Consider the following 16,050-nt stretch of genomic DNA (forward strand, 5'->3'; position numbering starts at 1 on the left):
AAACCTTCTGTAAAAGGGAGCGCGCCCCGTCGGGTCGCGTTCCGTCACCCGCCGAGCGGGTGAAAACAAGCCACCGACACGCCGTCGCCCTGATCCTCCAGCACCGGCACTTCGGCGCGACAGCGGTCGCTGGCGAAGGGGCAGCGGGCGGCGAAGGAACAGCCGGGGGGCGGGTTCAGCGGGTCGGGGAGTTCGGTTTCCCGGCCCTCGGGTGCTTTCAGGTCACGGCCCACGACCGGGGCGCTTTCGGCCAGCAGCTTGGTATAGGGATGCCGGGGGGCGGAGAAGATGCGCTCCGCCGGGCCAAGCTCCACCAGGGCACCGAAATAGAGCACCGCGATGCGGTCGCTCACCGCCTCCACCACCGCCAGATCATGGGTGATGAAGAGGTAGGTGAGGCCGAACTCCGCCTTCAGGTCCGCCAGCAGGTTCAGCACCTGCGCCTGAACGGAGACATCCAAAGCCGACACCGGCTCATCAAGGATCAGGATACGCGCCTCGGCGGCCAGCGCCCGCGCGATACCGATCCGCTGCGCCTGCCCGCCGGAAAACTCGTGCGGATAGCGGTCGAGGAATTCCTCGCGCAGGTTCACGGCGGCGAAGATCTCGGCGATCCGTTTGCGCCGCTCCGGCGCGGGCATCCCGTGCAGGTGCTTCAGCGGCGCGTCCATGATCTGGCGGATCGTCTTGCGCGGGTTCAGCGACGAGATCGGGTCCTGAAAGACATACTGGATCTTCTTGCCGAACTCGGACGGGTCGGCAGTGTCGAGCGCCGCGCCCTCGATCTCGATCGTGCCTTTCGTGGCGGGCAGAAGCCCCACCAGCATCCGCGCCAAGGTGGACTTGCCGCAGCCGGATTCGCCCACGATGCCAAGGGTTTCGCCCTTGGCGACCTCCAGCGTCACCGGCTGCACCGCGTGCACCACCGCGCGGGGCGGGCCGAAGAGGCTCTTGCCGACGGGGAAGTCCTTTTTCAGCTTGGTCAGCTTCAGGGCGGCGGTCATGCGGGCACCTCCTCGATTTCCGGGGCAATGCAGCGGACCCGGCGGGTTGCACCGATTTCATCCAGCGTGATGTTGCCCTCACGGCAGGCCGCGCGGACCTTGTCGCAGCGGTCGGCGAAGGCACAGCCCGCGGGCAGTTTGTCGACGACAGGGGGCAGGCCGGGAATGGCCTCCAGCCGCCTGCGTCCGCCGCCCAGTTCAGGCACGCAGGCCATCAGGCGGCGGGTATAGGGATGGGCGGGGGTGGCGAGGATTTCATCCGTGGTGCCCTGTTCCACGATCCGGCCCGCATACATGACCGCCACCCGGTCACAAAGCTGCGCGACGACACCAAAATCATGGGTGATGAACAGGATCGCCACGTCGCGTTCGCGTCGCAGATCATCCAGCAGCGTCAGGATCTGCGCCTGCACGGTCACGTCGAGCGCGGTCGTGGGTTCATCCGCGATAATCACGTCGGGGTCATTGGCCAGCGCCATGGCGATGCCGACGCGCTGGCGCATGCCGCCCGACATCTCGTGCGGGTAGTTGTCCACCCGGTCCTCGGCATTGGGAATGCGGACGGATTTCAGCAGCTCGATGGCATGGGCGCGGGCCTCGGCCTTGGGCACTTTGCGATGCACGCGGACCGCCTCGATCAGCTGATCGCCGACGGTATAGAGCGGATGGAGCGTCGCCAGCGGGTCCTGGAAGATATAGGCCACCTTGCGCCCGCGCAGGCTGCGCAGCAATTCATAGGGCGCGCCGACCAGTTCTTCGCCCCGGTAATAGACTGATCCGCCGGTGATCTTGCCGGGTGGCGAGGCAACGAGCCCCATGATGGAAAGCGCCGTCACCGACTTGCCGGAGCCGCTTTCGCCAATGAGGCCAAGGCATTCGCCGGGTTGGATTTGCAGGTCGACGCCACCGACAGCGCGGTAGATGCGGGGGCCGATATGGAACTGGGTTTCAAGTTGAGACAGCTCCAGCAGGGCGGTGCCATCCGCCGTTTCGCCGGTTTGCCGGTCGCGGGCGACCAGCGTGGCGGGCAGGGGGCGGCTGAGCGCGCCGGATTTCAGGCGCGGGTCCAGCGCATCGCGCACCCCGTCGCCAAGCAGATTGATCGCCATGACGATGATCAGGATCATCACGCCGGGCACCAGCGAGGTATGCGGGTTGGTGATGAGCGCCGAACGCGCTTCACCAAGCATCGACCCCAGATCGGCCTGCGGCGGTTGAGACCCAAGCCCGAGGAAGGAGAGGCCCGCGGTTTCCAGGATCATCCAGCCCACGGTGGTGGACATGGCGATGACGATCACCGGAAGCACATTGGGCAGGATCTCGGTCAGGATGATCTTGGCATCCGAAAGTCCCGCCAGCCGGGCCGCATCGACAAATTCCTTATGCGCGATACCGACGGTGATGCCCCTGATATTTCTTGCAAAAAACGGGATGTTGACGGCAGCGACGGCTATGAGTGCGTTCATCAGGCCGGGGCCAAGCGCGGCGACAATGGCCAGTGCCAGCAGGATATAGGGGAAGGCCATCAGCACATCGACGAAGCGCATGATGATGTTGTCGGTGCGCCCGCCGTAATAGCCCGAGATGATGCCGATCGCGGCGCCGATCGTGGCGGCGATGAAGGCGGCGGCGAAGCCCACGGCGAGGGAAAGCCGCGTGCCCCACATCAGGCGGGACAGCAGGTCGCGGCCCAGATGGTCGGTGCCAAGGATCGCGCCTTCGGAAAAGGGCGGCGTGAAGCGGGCGGGTGTGTTCGTCACGTCCGGGTCGGCCAGCGGCAGGATCGGCGTCAGAACGGCCAGCAGCACGACAAGGCCCATCACGATGAGCCCCGCCAGCGCCAGTTGATTGCGGGCGAGGAGCTTGAGGAAGGCCATCATGTCTTGATCCTCGGGTCGAGCAGGCTTTGGGCGACGTCTACGATGATGTTGAACAGAACGTAGCAGGCGGCAACGAAGACCACGCCGCCCTGCACCAGCAGGATGTCACGGCGCAGGATCGCGTCGACCAGCATCTGGCCGATGCCGGGCCATTGGAACACGCGCTCGATATAGACCGCGCCGGACAGGACGAAGCCTGCCTGAATGCCCAGAACGGGGATGATCGAGACCATCGCGGCGCGCAAGGCGTGGCGCCAGATGATGCCGCGTTCACGCACGCCCTTGGCCCGCGCGGTGCGGATGAAGTCCTGACGCAGCACCTCCAGCATGGCAGAGCGCGACAGGCGGGCGATGACGCCGGTGGCCACCACGGCGAGCGCCAGCGCGGGCATGGTCAGGTGATCAATCAGCGCCCAGATATCGCGCGTACCGTAGATCGGCCACATGCCCGAGACCGGGAACCAGCGCAGGTTCACCGCGAAGATCAGGATCATCATCATGCCAAGAAAGAAGGAAGGGATTGAAATTCCTAGCAAAACCGCGAAGGTGATCGCCTTGTCCGCAAATCCGTATTGACGCGCGGCAGAGATGACGCCAGCGGCAATCCCCAGGAATGAACAGAGTATAAACGCCGTGCCCGCAAGGATCAGCGTTGCGTTGAAGCGTTCCAGAACCTCGTCCAGCACCGGGCGGTTGAGGTTGAAACTGCGTCCCAGATCGCCCTGAACAAGGTTCCCCAGCCAGATGAAATAGCGTTGCACAAGTGGCTGATCGAGCCCCAGATCGCGGTTCAGTTCGGCCACGTTTTCGGGTGTCGCGTAGCTGCCCAGAATGGCGGTGGCGGGGTCGCCGGGGATCATCGCCATGATCGCGAAGACGATCACCGAGATGCCGATCAGCACCGGAATGGCGGACAGAAGTCGGCGGAGGATGTAGCGGCCCATGGCAGGAAATCTCCGGTCGGCGGGGGCTGAAAAGTGGGGGGGTGCCCCCCGTGCACCGGGCGTACACCCCCTGTACACCCCCGTGCAGACAAAAACGCGCCGCGGCGAGGGGAAGGGAGGCCCCCGCCGCGGCGCTCAGCTTAGGCTCAGTTCTTCACCACGTCATGCAGAAGCAGGAAGAAGGAGGGTTCCAGAGCGAAGTTTTCGACCCGGTCCGAGGTCACCGCGTTCTGCACCCAGTTGGCCACGAAGACCCACGGGGCATCCTCTTGCACGATCACCTGCATCTGGCGATAGAGTTCGGCGCGGCGGTCCTGATCGGTCGAGGTGCGGGCCTCTTCCAGCAGGGCGTCAACTTCGGGGTTGGAATAGTAGCCGGAGTTGAAGCCGCCCTGATCGGGCCACGCATCGGTGCGCAGCGCCAGGTAGGGCAGGGTGTCGGGGTCGTTGGTCATCCACGCCATCTCGGCCATGTCGGCTTCGCCTTCGAGGCCCGGGTTCACGCGGCCAAGGAAGGTGTTCCATTCATAGGTTTCGATGGTGACGTCGAAGCCCACGGCCTCCAGGTCCGCCTGAATGGCGGTGCCCATGGCAACGGGGTCCAGCATGCCCGATCCGCCCTCGGTCACGTAGAAGGTGATCTCGGGGTTCTCGACACCGGCCTCGGCCAGCAGTTCGCGGGCGCGGTCGGGGTCGTAGGGGTAGGGTTCGAGATCGTTGTTATAGGCCCATGCGAAGGCGGGCGGGGTGGGGCCTGCCGCAACGGCGGCGGTGCCTTCCAGAACATCGTTCACGATGGCCTCTTTGTTGATCGCGTAGTTTGCGGCCTGACGGACGCGCACATCGGCAAACGGGCCTTCCAGCGCGTTCAGGATCAGGAACCAGACATGCGGGCCGGCCTGTTCGACGATCTGGAAGCTGTCGCCGCCGAATTCGGACAGGGCCACCGGCGGAACCTCGACCATCATGTCGATGCCGCCTGCCAGCATTTCAGCCACGCGGGTGTTGGCATCGGTGATCGGACGGAAGACCACGGCCTCCAGTGCGGGCGCACCGCCCCAGTAATCGGGGTTGCCGGTCACGACCACGGCTTCGTTTGCGCGCCATTCCTCGAAGACGAAGGCACCGGTGCCGGACGGGTTGCGGCCAAATTCGGCCCCGTGCTCCATCACCGCGGCGGGCGACACGATCAGGCCCGTGGGATAGGCGAGGTTCGACAGGAACGGCGCGTAGGGCGCGTTCAGGGTGAACTGAACCGTCATGTCATCCAGCGCCTCGACCTCTTCCACGGCGGAGAAGAAGAAGGACAGCGGGAACGGGCCGGTGTCGTGGTAGGGGTGGTTTTCGTCGAGCATCCGGTCGAAGTTGAACACCACGGCCTCGGCATTGAAGGCGCTGCCGTCATGGAAGCTGACGCCTTCGCGCAGGGTGAAGGTGTAGACGGTGCCGTCCTCGGAGATCTCCCAGGAGGTGGCGAGTGCCGGTTCGACCTCCAGCGTGCCGGAGGCGTAGCGCACCAGCCCGTCATAGACATTCATCAGGATGCGGAAGTCGTTGACGGCGGTCACGGCATGGGGGTCGAGCGCCTGAGGCTCGGCCACCTGGCCGACGACGAGAACGCCGGGCGGAGTTTGTGCAGCGGCGGGGTTGGCCCCGATGGCCAGCGCCGAAGCCGCCACGGCGGCAAGCAGCGCGCGCCGTGTCATGGTCAGCAGTTTCATGGCAGATCCTTCCCTGTGGAATTTATCATGATGAATTGCATTCACGCAAATGATCATGATAAATTCAAGAGAAATATTAGCAGGAGCCCGGCATGACCTTCTCGATTCTTGCCCATGACCAGAAAACAGGCACTTACGCGGCAGCCGCCGCAACGGGCAGCCTCTGCGTGGGCGGATGGGTCATTCGCGGCGATATCGAACGCGGGCTGTCGGCGTCGCAGGGCACCGCGCCGAGCACCTTCTGGCGCGATGAGGCGATTCGCCTGATGGGTCAGGGGGTGAGCGCCGGAGACGCGGTTTTCGCAGTAACTCAAGGGGATGCGGGGCGCGGGCACCGGCAGCTGATCACGCTGGATGCGGCAGGCCGGGCCGGGGGCTTTACCGGCGGCAAGAGCGTGCCCGCCGCCGCGCATCGCTGCTTTGGCGGGCTGGCCGTGGCGGGCAACATGCTGAGCTCGGAGGCGGTTCTGGACGCGCTTGTCGCGCGGTTCCGGGACGGTGAAGGAGAGGACATGGCCGAGCGGCTGCTGGCGAGCCTGAGGGCGGCAGAGAGGGCCGGGGGTGATTCGCGCGGGCTGCTCTCTGCGGCGCTGCTGGTGCTGCGCCCCGATGCGCCGCCTCTGGATCTGCGGATCGACCGGAGCGATCGGCCGCTGGACGATCTGGGCGCGTTGTTGCAGGCCGCCCGGACGCCCCCCTATGCGGATTGGCTGGACGAGGTGCCGGTTCTGACGGACAAATCGCGCGCACCGGTATGAGCTGGGGGCGAGAACGCGATTTCGAAATCGCGTCAACCGCGCCCTGCAAGGGCGCGCGGCCCATCGGATCGGACTGGTGCGCTTCGGGGTCGGCGGGGGCGTGGCCGGGACCCGGCCACAAGGACGCGATTTCGAAATCGCGTGGTCGCGCTGACCTCAAAGCCTATTCCGCGATGAACCGGCGCATGACGCGGGCTTCCTGTCGCTGCATCAGGGATTCCGCGCCAAGCATATGGGAGCGCATGATCGCTTCGGCCCGGTCGGCATCGCCTGCTTCCAACGCTTCCACAAGGTCGAGCTGATGGCGTTGTCCGCGCACGCGCAGTTCCTCGTTATGGGGTTCATAGAGACGGCGATAAACGGTCAGATCCGTCAGGATTCGCGCCATGAACGAGACCATGAAAGCGAGCAGCGGATTGCGGGAATATTCCGCCAGCTTGGCGTGAAACCTGAGCGATGCGATATGCTGGTCCCGCTCTTCCTCTGGCGATTCCGCGGGCCGGTCATATTGTTGCACAAGCCCGCGCAGCTCGGCGATCTGGTCGGGCTTCAGCGTGCCCGCCAGCGATGCCGCCAGTTCCGGTTCCACCACCTTGCGCATCTGGTAGATGTCGGACACCGAGAGATCCTGGAAATAGAAGTAGTTGGCAAGCAGCGACTTGGCGCGTTCAAGGCTGACCTCGCCCACGAAACTGCCGCCGCCGGGGCCGGTGCGGGTGACGATCAGGCCCTGCGCCTCCAGAATCCGCATCGCCTCGCGCACGGTGCCTTTCGAGACCCCGAAAAGCGCGATCATCTCGGCCTCATTGGGCAGCTTCGCACCCTGTTTGAGGTCGCGTTCCACGACCCAATCCTTGATCTGGTCAGCCACCTTGACGGGGCGGGACCGGCGGGGGGAACTCGGTTTTGCAGGCGTGTCGGTCATGTGGCTCGGCGCTGATTTATCATGATGAACCTAGACCCAAGCGGCTGGCTTGTGTAGGGAATAAATTATCATGATAAATTCGGAGGCGATCATGGATTGGGGGCAAGAGGCGGCGCGTCGTCTGGCAGAGATTGCCGAGTGCAGCGCGCCCGGGCCGGGGGTGACGCGCTTTCCCTTCACGGCGGCGCATTGCGCGGCGATCGCGCAGATCGACCAGTGGATGACCCGCGCCGGGCTGACGGTGCATATGGACGCGGCGGGCACTCTGGTGGGACGGCGCGAGGGGCCGGCGGGGGCCGGGACGCTGCTGATCGGGTCACATCAGGATTCGGTGCGCGGCGGCGGGGCCTATGACGGCATCATGGGCATCGCGCTGGCCTGTCTGGCGCTGGAGCGCCTTTGGGATCGTGACCTGCCCTTTGCGGTCGAGGTGCTGGCCTTCGCCGATGAGGAGGGGGTGCGCTTTCCCACCGCGCTGATGGGGCCAAGGGCGCTGGCGGGCACCTTCGATCCGGGCGTGCTGGAGCGTTGCGACGCGGAAGGGGTGTCGCTTCGGCAGGCTCTTGCGGAATTCGGGGGCGACCCCGAAGCGGTGGCGGGCCTGAGGCGCGACTCCGCAGGCATACGCGGCTATCTGGAGCTGCATATCGAACAGGGGCCGGTGCTGGAACGCGCAGGCCAGCCCGTCGGTGTGGTCAGCAGCATCTGTGGGATCGAACGCAATGCGCTGATCTTTCGGGGCGAGACCGGCCACGCAGGAACGGTGCCGATGGAGGCGCGGCGCGATGCGCTGGTGGCGGCCTCGGCGCTGATCGCGGCGCTTCCGGGTTTGGCCGCTGACTGGCCGGGTTTGCGCGCTACGGTGGGCGAAATGCACCTGCATCCCAATGTTGCCAATGCGATCCCCGAGGAGGTGCGGCTGGTGCTGGAAATTCGCGCCGAGCAGGACGCGGAGCGCGAGGCCTGCGCGGCGCGCTGCCGGGAGGTGGCGGACGCGGGCGCGCGCGCGGCGGGGTGTGAAGTGAGGTTCGAACGCAGTTATGTGCAGCCCGCAATGGCCTGCGATACCGATCTTGTCGCGGTGCTGCGCCGGGCCGCGGGGGAGGGGGTGCCGGTACTGCCCTCCGGTGCCACCCATGATGCCTCGGCCATGGCCGATCTCTGCCCCATGGCGATGCTGTTCCTGCGATGCCGGGGCGGGCTGAGCCACCGGCCCGAGGAATATGCCAGTCCCGAGGATATGGGCGTGGCGGTGGAGGTGCTGGCGCGGGCGCTGATGGAGATGTGAGGCGGGGGAGCGCGCCTTCTCAAGCCCCCCTTTCAGGGGAGCCCTCGTCGGCGCGCGTTGCCACGGGCGTGTGGCGGGGCGCGGTGAGTCATTCGAAGAGAAGGAGTCTTGGCACCGGTGCGCGGCGTCGGATCAGCCGATCTTGTCGCGCCATTGGGCGGCCTTGGCGGTGGCCTCGCGCCGCAGCAGCACCATGTCCACATCGACGGCGATGAACGTGCCGCCCGCCGCGTTCACCGCGTCCAGCATCACCGGATCGAGCGACAAGAACCCGGCGGGCAGACCGGCGGCGGTGATGCGCTTGACCGCATCGACAACGGCGGCCTTGACCTCGGGGTGCGAGCCCTGGCCGGGATAGCCCATGGAGGCGGCCAGATCGGCGGGGCCGATGAAGATGCCGTCGACTCCCTCGACCGCCGCGATGGCCTCGATCTGGTCAAGTGCCTCGGCGGTTTCGACCTGAACCAGCAGGCAGATTTCCTCATGCGCGCGGGTGGCGTAATCCCTGACCGCGCCATAGCGCGTGGCCCGTGTCGTCCCCGCCATGCCCCTTATGCCATGTGGCGGATAGCGGGTGGCGGCGACGGCGGCGGCGGCCTCGTCCGCGTTCTGGACATAAGGGATCAGCAGCGATTGCGCCCCGCAATCCAGCAGCTTCTTGATTTCGACCGCGTCGTTCCAGCCGGGCCGCACCACGGTGCTGACCGGATAGGGCGCGGCGGCCTGCATCAGCGGCAATGTCTCGACCGCGCCCATGGCGGAATGTTCCGTGTCGATCAGCAGCCAGTCATAACCACAACCCGCCAGCAGTTCGACCACGCCACTATCGGGGATCGAGACCCACATGCCGATCTGTTTCTGGCCCGCCTTGAGGGCGGCTTTGAAGGCGTTCTTGGGCAGGTCCATGGGGGCGGCTCCTTCATGGGGGGGCGGTTAGTTGACTTGTTCAGCATTGCACGGGCGCGCGGCGAAGGAAAGATCGCATGCGGGCTTCTCATCCGGCAAGGGCCGGGCTATTGCGGAGGGATGAGCGACCTGCCCGACCACAGCCCCGGATTACACCTGATCGTGGACCTATACGGGGCCTCGCATCTGGATGATCAGGCGGCGCTGGACAGCGCCCTGCGCGGCGCGGCGGCGGCTGCGGGGGCCACGGTTCTGGCCGACCACCTGCACCATTTCGGCGAGGGTCACGGGGTGACGGGCGTGCTGGTGCTGGCGGAATCGCATATCTCGATCCACACATGGCCCGAGACCGGTTATGCAGCGGTCGATATCTTTCTCTGTGGCCGGTCAGATGCCCATAAGGCCGCCGACCATCTGCGCGCGGTTCTGCGGCCCGAGCGGGTGGTGATCACCGAGATCGCGCGCGGGCAGGGGTGATCAGGGGAACCAGCGGTCCCAGCCATCGAGGTAATAGCCCACAAGCGCATGGGATTGCAGGGTGTTGGCCTCTGCCTCGACCCGAGACACATCCCCCCCGAAAAGCCGTGCGGCCTGCCATTCGTCTTCGTTCAGATAGCGTAGACCGTCGGGCAGGGGCAGGTTGTCCGCCCCGTGTTCCAAAGGCGCGGCGATGATGAAGCCCCATTCCCCGAAACTGGGCACATAGGTGTGGTAGGGCAGTGTCCAGAGCCCGGCCGTGCCGGGGGTCAGGGGGTTGGTGGCACTTTCAAAGGTTTCGACCAGAGACCAGAAGGCCTGCCGCGCGAAGAGCGGTGATCCCGCCTGGGTCACGATCAGCCCGTGGGTCGAGAGCCGCTCGGCCAACAGCCCATAGAAGCTGCGCGAATAGAGCCGCGAGAGGGCGAGGTTCTTGGGGTCTGGCAGGTCGAGGATGATGACGTCATAGAGCGTGTCTGCGTGTTCGATGAACTCCCACGCGTCGGAATTGATGATCGTCACGCGCGGGTCGCTGAAGGCGTGATCGTTCAGCGGTGCAAGGTCGGGGTGGTCGCGGAAAAGCGCGGTCACGGCGGGATCGAGATCGACCAGCGTCACGGTTTCCACATCCTCGTGGCGCAGCACTTCGCGCGTGGCCATGCCGTCGCCGCCGCCGAGGATCAGGATGTTGCGGGCGCGGCGCGCGAGGCCCATGGCGGGATGCACCAGAAGCTCGTGATAGCGGTACTCGTCGATGCTGTCGAACTGGATGGAATGGTCGAGGAAAAGCCGCACCCGGTCCTGAAAACGGGTCACGGTGATCTGCTGATAGGGCGTGGCCTGATCGAAGATGATGCTATCCTCATATAGCCCGGCATCCGCGACGGAGACCAGCCGTTCCGATTGCACCAGCCCGCCAAGCGTGGCGGCGAAGGCGAGCGCCCAGAAGGTCACCTGTGTCCGTGTCACCAGATCGCGGAAAATCCACAGCGACAGGCCCGCAACCCCGAGATTCAGCGCCCCGAAGGCGAGGCTGGCCGACATCAGGCCAAGATGCGGGATGATCAGCATCGGAAAGGCCAGCGACGCGGCCAGCGCGCCCACATAGTCCACGGTCAGCACGTTTTCAAAGCGGAACTCGCTGGCGCCCTCGGCCTTCAGGATGCGGACAATCAGCGGAATCTCCATGCCCGACAATACCCCCACGGCGATGAGCATGCCGTAGAGCGGCAGGCCCACCTCGCCCATCCAGCCGTAGATGATGAATAAAACCGGCGCCATGAAGCCGCCGACCAGCCCCAGAAGGATCTGCGCCCAGACAAAGCCCGAAAACGCCTGCCCCACATAGCGCGACAGCCACGATCCAAGCCCCATGGATGACAGGAAGATCCCGATCACCAGCGAGAACTGGCGCACGGAATCCCCGAGCAGGTAGCTGGAGACGGTGGCAGCGACCAGTTCGTAGATCAGCCCGGCAATGGCGACCAGAAAGGTCGCCGCCAGCAGCCAGACCTCGCGCAGCCGCGGCGCGGCGGCTGGTGTCATGAAACGATGACAGCCGCGATGATGATGGCGATGGACAGGAACAGCATGCCGATCATGACGGCCAATGCGATGTTCTGATCTTCCTCGATCTCCTTGATGATCGGGAAGGGCGAGGCCGCGACGATGATCTTCCACACGATCCACATCAGCACCATGCCGATGCCGGTATAGACGATGGTGCCGAGAATTTCGGCCAGTTGAAGCTCTGCAAACAGTTCCATTGGATCCTCTTTCTTATTTGACGCGACCGAAGCCGAAGAAGCCGGAATTGCCGCCGCTGCCGGTTCTCAGCGAAACCTGCCGCCCGGACGTGTCGGGGGCCGCGCCCCGATAGGCGACGTAGGAGACGCCGAGGACGGCGACGATGGTAAAGGCAAGGAAGATGGTGCGAAACAGGTTCATGTCAGTCCTCGCTCGTCCAGTCCGAGCCGCTCCAGCGTTTGCGGTTGAAGTTCCATTTGCCAAGGAGGGCGATGATCGCAAGGATCACGAAGACGATGGCCAGCCGATAGAGCCAGTAGCCGCTGGAAATCCCCGCATAGGTGCGGATCGTGACATTGCCTTCCGCGAAATGGAGCTGGCTGGCACTGGTGATTTCGCCCTCGAAGCCGGCAAGCGTATTGGCGCTGGTCGGTCCTTGCCCGGACCATCTGAGGTTCAGCTGGTAATCGCCCGCCATCGCGGACGGGAACACCAGTTCGGTATGGTTGCGGCTGCCGGCAGCGGCCCCTTGACGCTGCCCGCCAACGGTCACGACCGCCCGCCGGGGCGCCTCGGACACCGACCGGCCATCGGGATGGGCCAGATCAATCGACGCGCGGGCATAGACCGGGATGCTGGGCGGGTTGGCCAGCGTTGGCGTGACATAGGGGGTGCCGTCGAAGGTCAGCCGGACCGGGCCGGTCACATTCGGGATCGTGATCGGTACGGCGGCCGGGATCTGACGGGTCTCGAGCACGATGGGATCGCCGACCACCGTTCCGGTACGATTGTCGAAGAAGAAGCCCAGGACGATGCAGGCCACCAAGGCGATCAGCGACGTGATCAGCATGAACCGGTCGTTGCCGCCGGACTGATACGGCGTCATCGGGTGGACGCCCTGCGGCACCGGCGGGGTGCTGACCCCGAAGGAGGCGGAGACCTCGGCGCTGTCCACCAGTTCCGAACGATAGACCTCGCGTTCCTGATTGGTTTCCGAGAACCCCAGCATCGCCTCGTCCGCGAGAACCGTGACCGTTGTGGTCTTGTCCCCGATCTTTGGCGCCCAGGTGAATTCGCCCTCGGCGAAGGTGATCTCGCCGGTGGAGGTCTCGTAATATCGGTAGCGTTCCCCATCAATGGTGATGGTCGGTGGGTGATCGGCGCGTTCCACCTGCCCCTCGGACAGCCAGACGGGCCTCCGGTAGCGGCGGGTAAACACCAGATGCCCGTCCTCGATGGTCAGCCAGGCATAGCCATGGGTGGGCGAATAGAGCTGGTGGTCGATCCAGGTCCAGGTCTGGCCGCGATAGCGTTCGCGGAACTCCAGCATGCCGATCACGGTGTATTCGGCGCCCCTGATCTTGCCGGACATGCCGATGCGGAACGGGCTGTCGGGGCGTTTGAGCCCGTCGAACTTGGCGATGACGGCGTAATTGTCCTGAACGTCCAGCTCGGCCCCGCAATAGGGGCAGATATGGACCATCACGCGCCCGCCGCCGAGCACGTCGAGCCCGGCCCCGCAGGAGGTGCAGTTGACGGAAGTGGTGGCGGCGGCAAGGCTCATGACTGCCTCCTGACCTTGATCTCGAAGGGATCAAACCAGGTCCCCAGGAACCAGGATTGCCCGCCCTCCCAAAGCTCGCCCGACAGCAGGCGACCGTTCGAGGCCTGCGCGTTCACGAAGCTGTAGGTTTCGCCCACTTTCAGTTCCTCGTCGAAACTGCCGCGCAAGGCCACGCATTCGGCGCTGTCGACTTCGACCACCCTGAAATGCTGGTTCTGGCAGGTGATCTCGCGCCCCGGCCGGAATTCGCCCTGGCTTCGGGGGTAATTGCTGGCGGGGACAGGCTGCTGCACCACCACATCGCCCTCATCGATCGAGACCCAGGCGGACTCGCCCGAGGGGGTCTGGCCCCAGAATTCTTCCCAGAAGCCGCGGCCATAGGAAAACCGCGCGTGGCCATGCAGCGTGACCGTGGTCTTGCCGCAGATCACCGTATCGCCGATGTCGAAGAGCATGGGCACCTCGTGCATCACGCCCTGTTCGCCCGCCAGCCGCACGGCATCGGACTCGATCAGGATCGTCGAATCGCAGGAGGGGCAGGTCACCATCCGCGCCCGCGCAATGGTGGGGCTGACGTCATCGCCGCAATTGGGACAGCTGAATGTGCTCATCTGGCAATCTGTGGTCTGCAAATGGCCCCAGGCGTGGGGCGGAATATCGGTAACTCGGGTCAGCCTAAGCGGGGATGGCTGCGAAATAAAGTCAGAATTTCCCGCCCCCGGTCAGTCACGGTGGCCGTAGTCGGCGAAGGCGGCAAGCGCTTCCTCGATCTGAAGCCGGTCGAGCAGATGCGGCGTGCCGATGGACAGCGAGAGGATATAACCCTGTGCCAGAGCCTCCAATTCACCCATGCGCCAGAGCGCTTTCGGCAGGCTTTCCCCCACCACCGTGGCGCCGTGGTTGGCCATCAGGCAGGCGTGGCGGTCGGCCATGGCGGCGGTGACGTTCCGCGCCAGCTCCGTGCCGCCAAAGAGTGCGTAGCCCGCCAGCGGCACGTCATGGCCGCCGAAGGCCGCAACCATGTAATGCACCGCCGGGATGGCCCTGCGGTTCTGCGCCAGCGCGGTGCAATTGACAGGATGCGCATGGACGACCGCGTGCATGTCGGGTTTGGCGTTGTAAAGCGCCTGATGGAAGCGCCATTCGGAGGAGGGCCGGAGGTTGCCTTGCGGGGTCGGCTCACCCGACAGCGGCACCCTTTGGATCATGTCGGGGGTCATGTCCTCGTAAGGAACGCCCGAGGGGGTGATCAGCATCGCCTCGCCCGCCCGGACCGAGACATTGCCCGAGGTGCCCTGGTTGATGCCCTCGGCGGTAAGTTTCAGGCAGGCGTCGATGATCGCCTGCCTTGCGTCTGTCGTGTCCGCATAGGGGGGCGTCATGGTGCGGCCATCTCGGGGAAGAGGCCTGCAAGCCCCGCTTCGGAGGCCTCGCAGAGGCCGCGTTCGGTGATGAGCCCCGTGACCAGCCGCGCGGGCGTGACGTCGAAGGCGGGGTTGCCTGCGCCGGTGCCTTCGGGCGTGACCTGCACGCTGGAGATGCCAGTCGCGTCCCGGCCCTGGATATGGGTGATCTCGTGCTCGGGACGATCCTCGATGGGGATCTCGGCCACGCCGTCCGAGACCGTCCAGTCGATGGTGGGTGAGGGCAGCGCGACGTAGAAGGGCACGCCATTGTCGCGGGCGGCAAGCGCCTTGAGATAGGTGCCGATCTTGTTGCAGACATCGCCCGTGCGCGTGGTGCGGTCGGTGCCGGTGATGACCAGATCGACCAGCCCGCGCTGCATCAGGTGACCGCCCGCATTGTCGGTGATGTAGCTGTGCGAAATGCCATGGCTGCCCAGTTCCCACGCGGTCAACGCGCCCTGGTTGCGGGGCCGGGTTTCATCGACCCAGACATGGAGGGGAATGCCCGCGTCATGGGCGTGATACATGGGGCTGGTCGCGGTGCCCCAGTCGACGGTAGCGAGCCAGCCCGCGTTGCAATGGGTGAGCAGGCGGACGGGTTCGCCCTTTGGCTTTTTCTCTGCGATGGCCTTGATGAGATTGAGCCCGTGGACCCCGATGCGGCGGTTGATCTCCACATCCTCGTCGGCGATTTCATGGGCGAGGGCCAGCGCGGCGGCGGCGCGGTCCTGTTCGCGCAGGGAATTCATCGCGGCGGTCACCCGGTCGAGCGCCCATCTGAGGTTGATCGCCGTGGGTCGCGTGGCGTGGAGCCGGTCATAGGCCTCGGCCATGGCGCTGTCAGAGCTGTCCTGCGTCAGCGCTAAGGCCATGCCGTAGGCGGCTGTGGCGCCAATGAGCGGTGCGCCGCGCACATGCATGTCGCGGATCGCGGTGCAGTAGTCGGCGAGACTGTCCAGCTGCTGGATGCGGAACGCGTGCGGGAGCCAGCGCTGGTCGATGATCTGCAGCGCCTTGGTTTCGTCGCTCCACCACAGGGAGCGGTAGGGGGTACCGTTGACTTTCATGGGGTTATGCATGGGGCGGGGGGGCGTGCCGGTCAAGCGGGTTTCGCCGCGCCTCTGGCGCGTCGACCGGGGAACGCGCCTCGTCACCCCCCGCTTGCGCGGGGACCTCCTCGGCGCGTGCTGCCGCGGATGCGTGGGGAGGGACGGTCTAGGTGTCAACCGGTCCGCTGGTGGTTGGGTCGGGTGCCTCCGGCGGAGGTATTTTGGCCAAGATGAAAAGGCCGCCTGCGGGGTGCGGGCGGCCTTCTTTGGTGTCTGGTGTTAGCGGGTTTAGCCGATGATCGCGTTCAAGGTGGCCGAGGGCCGCATGACGGCGGCCTTCTTTTCCACCGAGGGCTTGTAGTAGCCGCCGATATCGGCTGCC

General features: G+C 65.4%; 17 protein-coding genes. 3 read left to right on the plus strand and 14 right to left on the minus strand.

The window, feature by feature from the left end:
- Positions 1-44: 44 nt before the first annotated feature.
- From BKY26_RS12365 to BKY26_RS12380, 4 genes are all read right to left on the minus strand, one after another.
- Positions 45-1,004 carry an ABC transporter ATP-binding protein gene (locus BKY26_RS12365; protein WP_071690698.1) on the minus strand — a complete coding sequence of 320 codons (960 nt, stop codon included), beginning with the start codon at positions 1,002-1,004 and terminating at the stop codon, positions 45-47.
- On the minus strand, positions 1,001-2,881 hold the full coding sequence (locus tag BKY26_RS12370) for a dipeptide/oligopeptide/nickel ABC transporter permease/ATP-binding protein (RefSeq protein ID WP_071690711.1): 1,881 nt from the start codon (positions 2,879-2,881) through the stop codon (positions 1,001-1,003). Before BKY26_RS12370 ends, BKY26_RS12365 begins: the two co-directional genes overlap by 4 nt.
- A complete protein-coding gene (locus BKY26_RS12375; protein WP_071690699.1) occupies positions 2,881-3,828 on the minus strand; it encodes an ABC transporter permease in 948 nt (315 codons plus the stop codon). The genes BKY26_RS12370 and BKY26_RS12375 overlap by 1 nt, the downstream gene beginning before the upstream one ends.
- A 146-nt stretch (positions 3,829-3,974) precedes the next feature.
- Entirely contained in the window at positions 3,975-5,549 is a 1,575-nt protein-coding gene (locus BKY26_RS12380; protein ID WP_071690700.1) for an ABC transporter substrate-binding protein, read from the minus strand.
- Between the two features lie 92 nt (positions 5,550-5,641).
- Here BKY26_RS12380 and BKY26_RS12385 point away from each other — a divergent pair, with 92 nt between their 5' ends.
- Positions 5,642-6,307, plus strand: coding sequence for a DUF1028 domain-containing protein (locus BKY26_RS12385; protein WP_071690701.1), 666 nt, complete (start codon positions 5,642-5,644; stop codon positions 6,305-6,307).
- 163 nt (positions 6,308-6,470) lie between these two features.
- Here the strand turns inward: BKY26_RS12385 and BKY26_RS12390 are convergent, their stop codons facing one another.
- Complete coding sequence (locus BKY26_RS12390; RefSeq protein ID WP_071690702.1) at positions 6,471-7,232, minus strand: FadR/GntR family transcriptional regulator; 762 nt, start codon at positions 7,230-7,232, stop codon at positions 6,471-6,473.
- A 91-nt stretch (positions 7,233-7,323) separates the two neighbouring features.
- On the opposite strand from BKY26_RS12390, the gene BKY26_RS12395 reads away from it, so the two are divergent.
- The gene (locus tag BKY26_RS12395) at positions 7,324-8,520 is read left to right on the plus strand and encodes a M20 family metallo-hydrolase (protein ID WP_071690712.1); all 1,197 of its coding nucleotides are present in this window, start codon (positions 7,324-7,326) and stop codon (positions 8,518-8,520) included.
- 132 nt (positions 8,521-8,652) lie between these two features.
- Here BKY26_RS12395 and BKY26_RS12400 read toward each other — a convergent pair whose 3' ends face one another.
- Complete coding sequence (locus tag BKY26_RS12400) at positions 8,653-9,426, minus strand: HpcH/HpaI aldolase family protein (RefSeq protein WP_071690703.1); 774 nt, start codon at positions 9,424-9,426, stop codon at positions 8,653-8,655.
- Positions 9,427-9,546: 120 nt separating this feature from the next.
- On the opposite strand from BKY26_RS12400, the gene speD reads away from it, so the two are divergent.
- Positions 9,547-9,903 carry an adenosylmethionine decarboxylase gene (gene speD, locus BKY26_RS12405; protein ID WP_071690704.1) on the plus strand — a complete coding sequence of 119 codons (357 nt, stop codon included), beginning with the start codon at positions 9,547-9,549 and terminating at the stop codon, positions 9,901-9,903.
- On the opposite strand, the gene BKY26_RS12410 is transcribed toward speD, so the two are convergent.
- The 8 genes from BKY26_RS12410 to BKY26_RS20875 form a co-directional block, all read right to left on the minus strand.
- Positions 9,904-11,448 (minus strand): polyamine aminopropyltransferase, encoded by a 1,545-nt coding sequence (locus tag BKY26_RS12410; RefSeq protein ID WP_071690705.1) that lies wholly within the window; start codon positions 11,446-11,448, stop codon positions 9,904-9,906.
- Entirely contained in the window at positions 11,445-11,669 is a 225-nt protein-coding gene (locus BKY26_RS12415) for a DUF350 domain-containing protein (protein WP_071690706.1), read from the minus strand. The genes BKY26_RS12410 and BKY26_RS12415 overlap by 4 nt, the downstream gene beginning before the upstream one ends.
- A gap of 13 nt (positions 11,670-11,682) precedes the next feature.
- The gene (locus tag BKY26_RS20270; protein ID WP_158514334.1) at positions 11,683-11,850 is read right to left on the minus strand and encodes a hypothetical protein; all 168 of its coding nucleotides are present in this window, start codon (positions 11,848-11,850) and stop codon (positions 11,683-11,685) included.
- Position 11,851: 1 nt separating this feature from the next.
- Positions 11,852-13,213 carry a DUF4178 domain-containing protein gene (locus BKY26_RS12420; RefSeq protein ID WP_071690707.1) on the minus strand — a complete coding sequence of 454 codons (1,362 nt, stop codon included), beginning with the start codon at positions 13,211-13,213 and terminating at the stop codon, positions 11,852-11,854.
- On the minus strand, positions 13,210-13,824 hold the full coding sequence (locus BKY26_RS12425) for a DUF4178 domain-containing protein (RefSeq protein ID WP_071690708.1): 615 nt from the start codon (positions 13,822-13,824) through the stop codon (positions 13,210-13,212). Before BKY26_RS12425 ends, BKY26_RS12420 begins: the two co-directional genes overlap by 4 nt.
- Before the next feature lie 111 nt (positions 13,825-13,935).
- A complete protein-coding gene (locus tag BKY26_RS12430; protein ID WP_071690709.1) occupies positions 13,936-14,595 on the minus strand; it encodes a class II aldolase/adducin family protein in 660 nt (219 codons plus the stop codon).
- The gene (mtnA, locus tag BKY26_RS12435; protein ID WP_071690710.1) at positions 14,592-15,686 is read right to left on the minus strand and encodes an S-methyl-5-thioribose-1-phosphate isomerase; all 1,095 of its coding nucleotides are present in this window, start codon (positions 15,684-15,686) and stop codon (positions 14,592-14,594) included. The genes BKY26_RS12430 and mtnA overlap by 4 nt, the downstream gene beginning before the upstream one ends.
- Before the next feature lie 270 nt (positions 15,687-15,956).
- Positions 15,957-16,050 (minus strand): NADP-dependent isocitrate dehydrogenase (locus tag BKY26_RS20875; protein WP_131541855.1); only part of this gene is annotated, 94 nt, incomplete at its 5' end.

Origin of the sequence: Nioella sediminis, from assembly GCF_001879695.1 — a bacterium.
In the GTDB taxonomy this organism is placed as follows: Bacteria; Pseudomonadota; Alphaproteobacteria; order Rhodobacterales; family Rhodobacteraceae; genus Nioella; species Nioella sediminis.

What these genes read in the sequence shown, in the direction of transcription:
- BKY26_RS12365 (WP_071690698.1), bottom strand. Translation starts at nt 1,004, where the DNA reads ATGACCGCCGCCCTGAAGCTGACCAAGCTGAAAAAGGACTTCCCCGTC.
- speD (WP_071690704.1), top strand. Translation starts at nt 9,547, where the DNA reads ATGAGCGACCTGCCCGACCACAGCCCCGGATTACACCTGATCGTGGAC.
- BKY26_RS12415 (WP_071690706.1), bottom strand. Translation starts at nt 11,669, where the DNA reads ATGGAACTGTTTGCAGAGCTTCAACTGGCCGAAATTCTCGGCACCATC.
- BKY26_RS12410 (WP_071690705.1), bottom strand. Translation starts at nt 11,448, where the DNA reads ATGACACCAGCCGCCGCGCCGCGGCTGCGCGAGGTCTGGCTGCTGGCG.
- BKY26_RS12385 (WP_071690701.1), top strand. Translation starts at nt 5,642, where the DNA reads ATGACCTTCTCGATTCTTGCCCATGACCAGAAAACAGGCACTTACGCG.
- BKY26_RS12395 (WP_071690712.1), top strand. Translation starts at nt 7,324, where the DNA reads ATGGATTGGGGGCAAGAGGCGGCGCGTCGTCTGGCAGAGATTGCCGAG.
- BKY26_RS12420 (WP_071690707.1), bottom strand. Translation starts at nt 13,213, where the DNA reads ATGAGCCTTGCCGCCGCCACCACTTCCGTCAACTGCACCTCCTGCGGG.
- BKY26_RS12430 (WP_071690709.1), bottom strand. Translation starts at nt 14,595, where the DNA reads ATGACGCCCCCCTATGCGGACACGACAGACGCAAGGCAGGCGATCATC.
- BKY26_RS12380 (WP_071690700.1), bottom strand. Translation starts at nt 5,549, where the DNA reads ATGAAACTGCTGACCATGACACGGCGCGCGCTGCTTGCCGCCGTGGCG.
- BKY26_RS12370 (WP_071690711.1), bottom strand. Translation starts at nt 2,881, where the DNA reads ATGGCCTTCCTCAAGCTCCTCGCCCGCAATCAACTGGCGCTGGCGGGG.
- BKY26_RS12400 (WP_071690703.1), bottom strand. Translation starts at nt 9,426, where the DNA reads ATGGACCTGCCCAAGAACGCCTTCAAAGCCGCCCTCAAGGCGGGCCAG.
- mtnA (WP_071690710.1), bottom strand. Translation starts at nt 15,686, where the DNA reads ATGAAAGTCAACGGTACCCCCTACCGCTCCCTGTGGTGGAGCGACGAA.
- BKY26_RS20270 (WP_158514334.1), bottom strand. Translation starts at nt 11,850, where the DNA reads ATGAACCTGTTTCGCACCATCTTCCTTGCCTTTACCATCGTCGCCGTC.
- BKY26_RS12425 (WP_071690708.1), bottom strand. Translation starts at nt 13,824, where the DNA reads ATGAGCACATTCAGCTGTCCCAATTGCGGCGATGACGTCAGCCCCACC.
- BKY26_RS12390 (WP_071690702.1), bottom strand. Translation starts at nt 7,232, where the DNA reads ATGACCGACACGCCTGCAAAACCGAGTTCCCCCCGCCGGTCCCGCCCC.
- BKY26_RS12375 (WP_071690699.1), bottom strand. Translation starts at nt 3,828, where the DNA reads ATGGGCCGCTACATCCTCCGCCGACTTCTGTCCGCCATTCCGGTGCTG.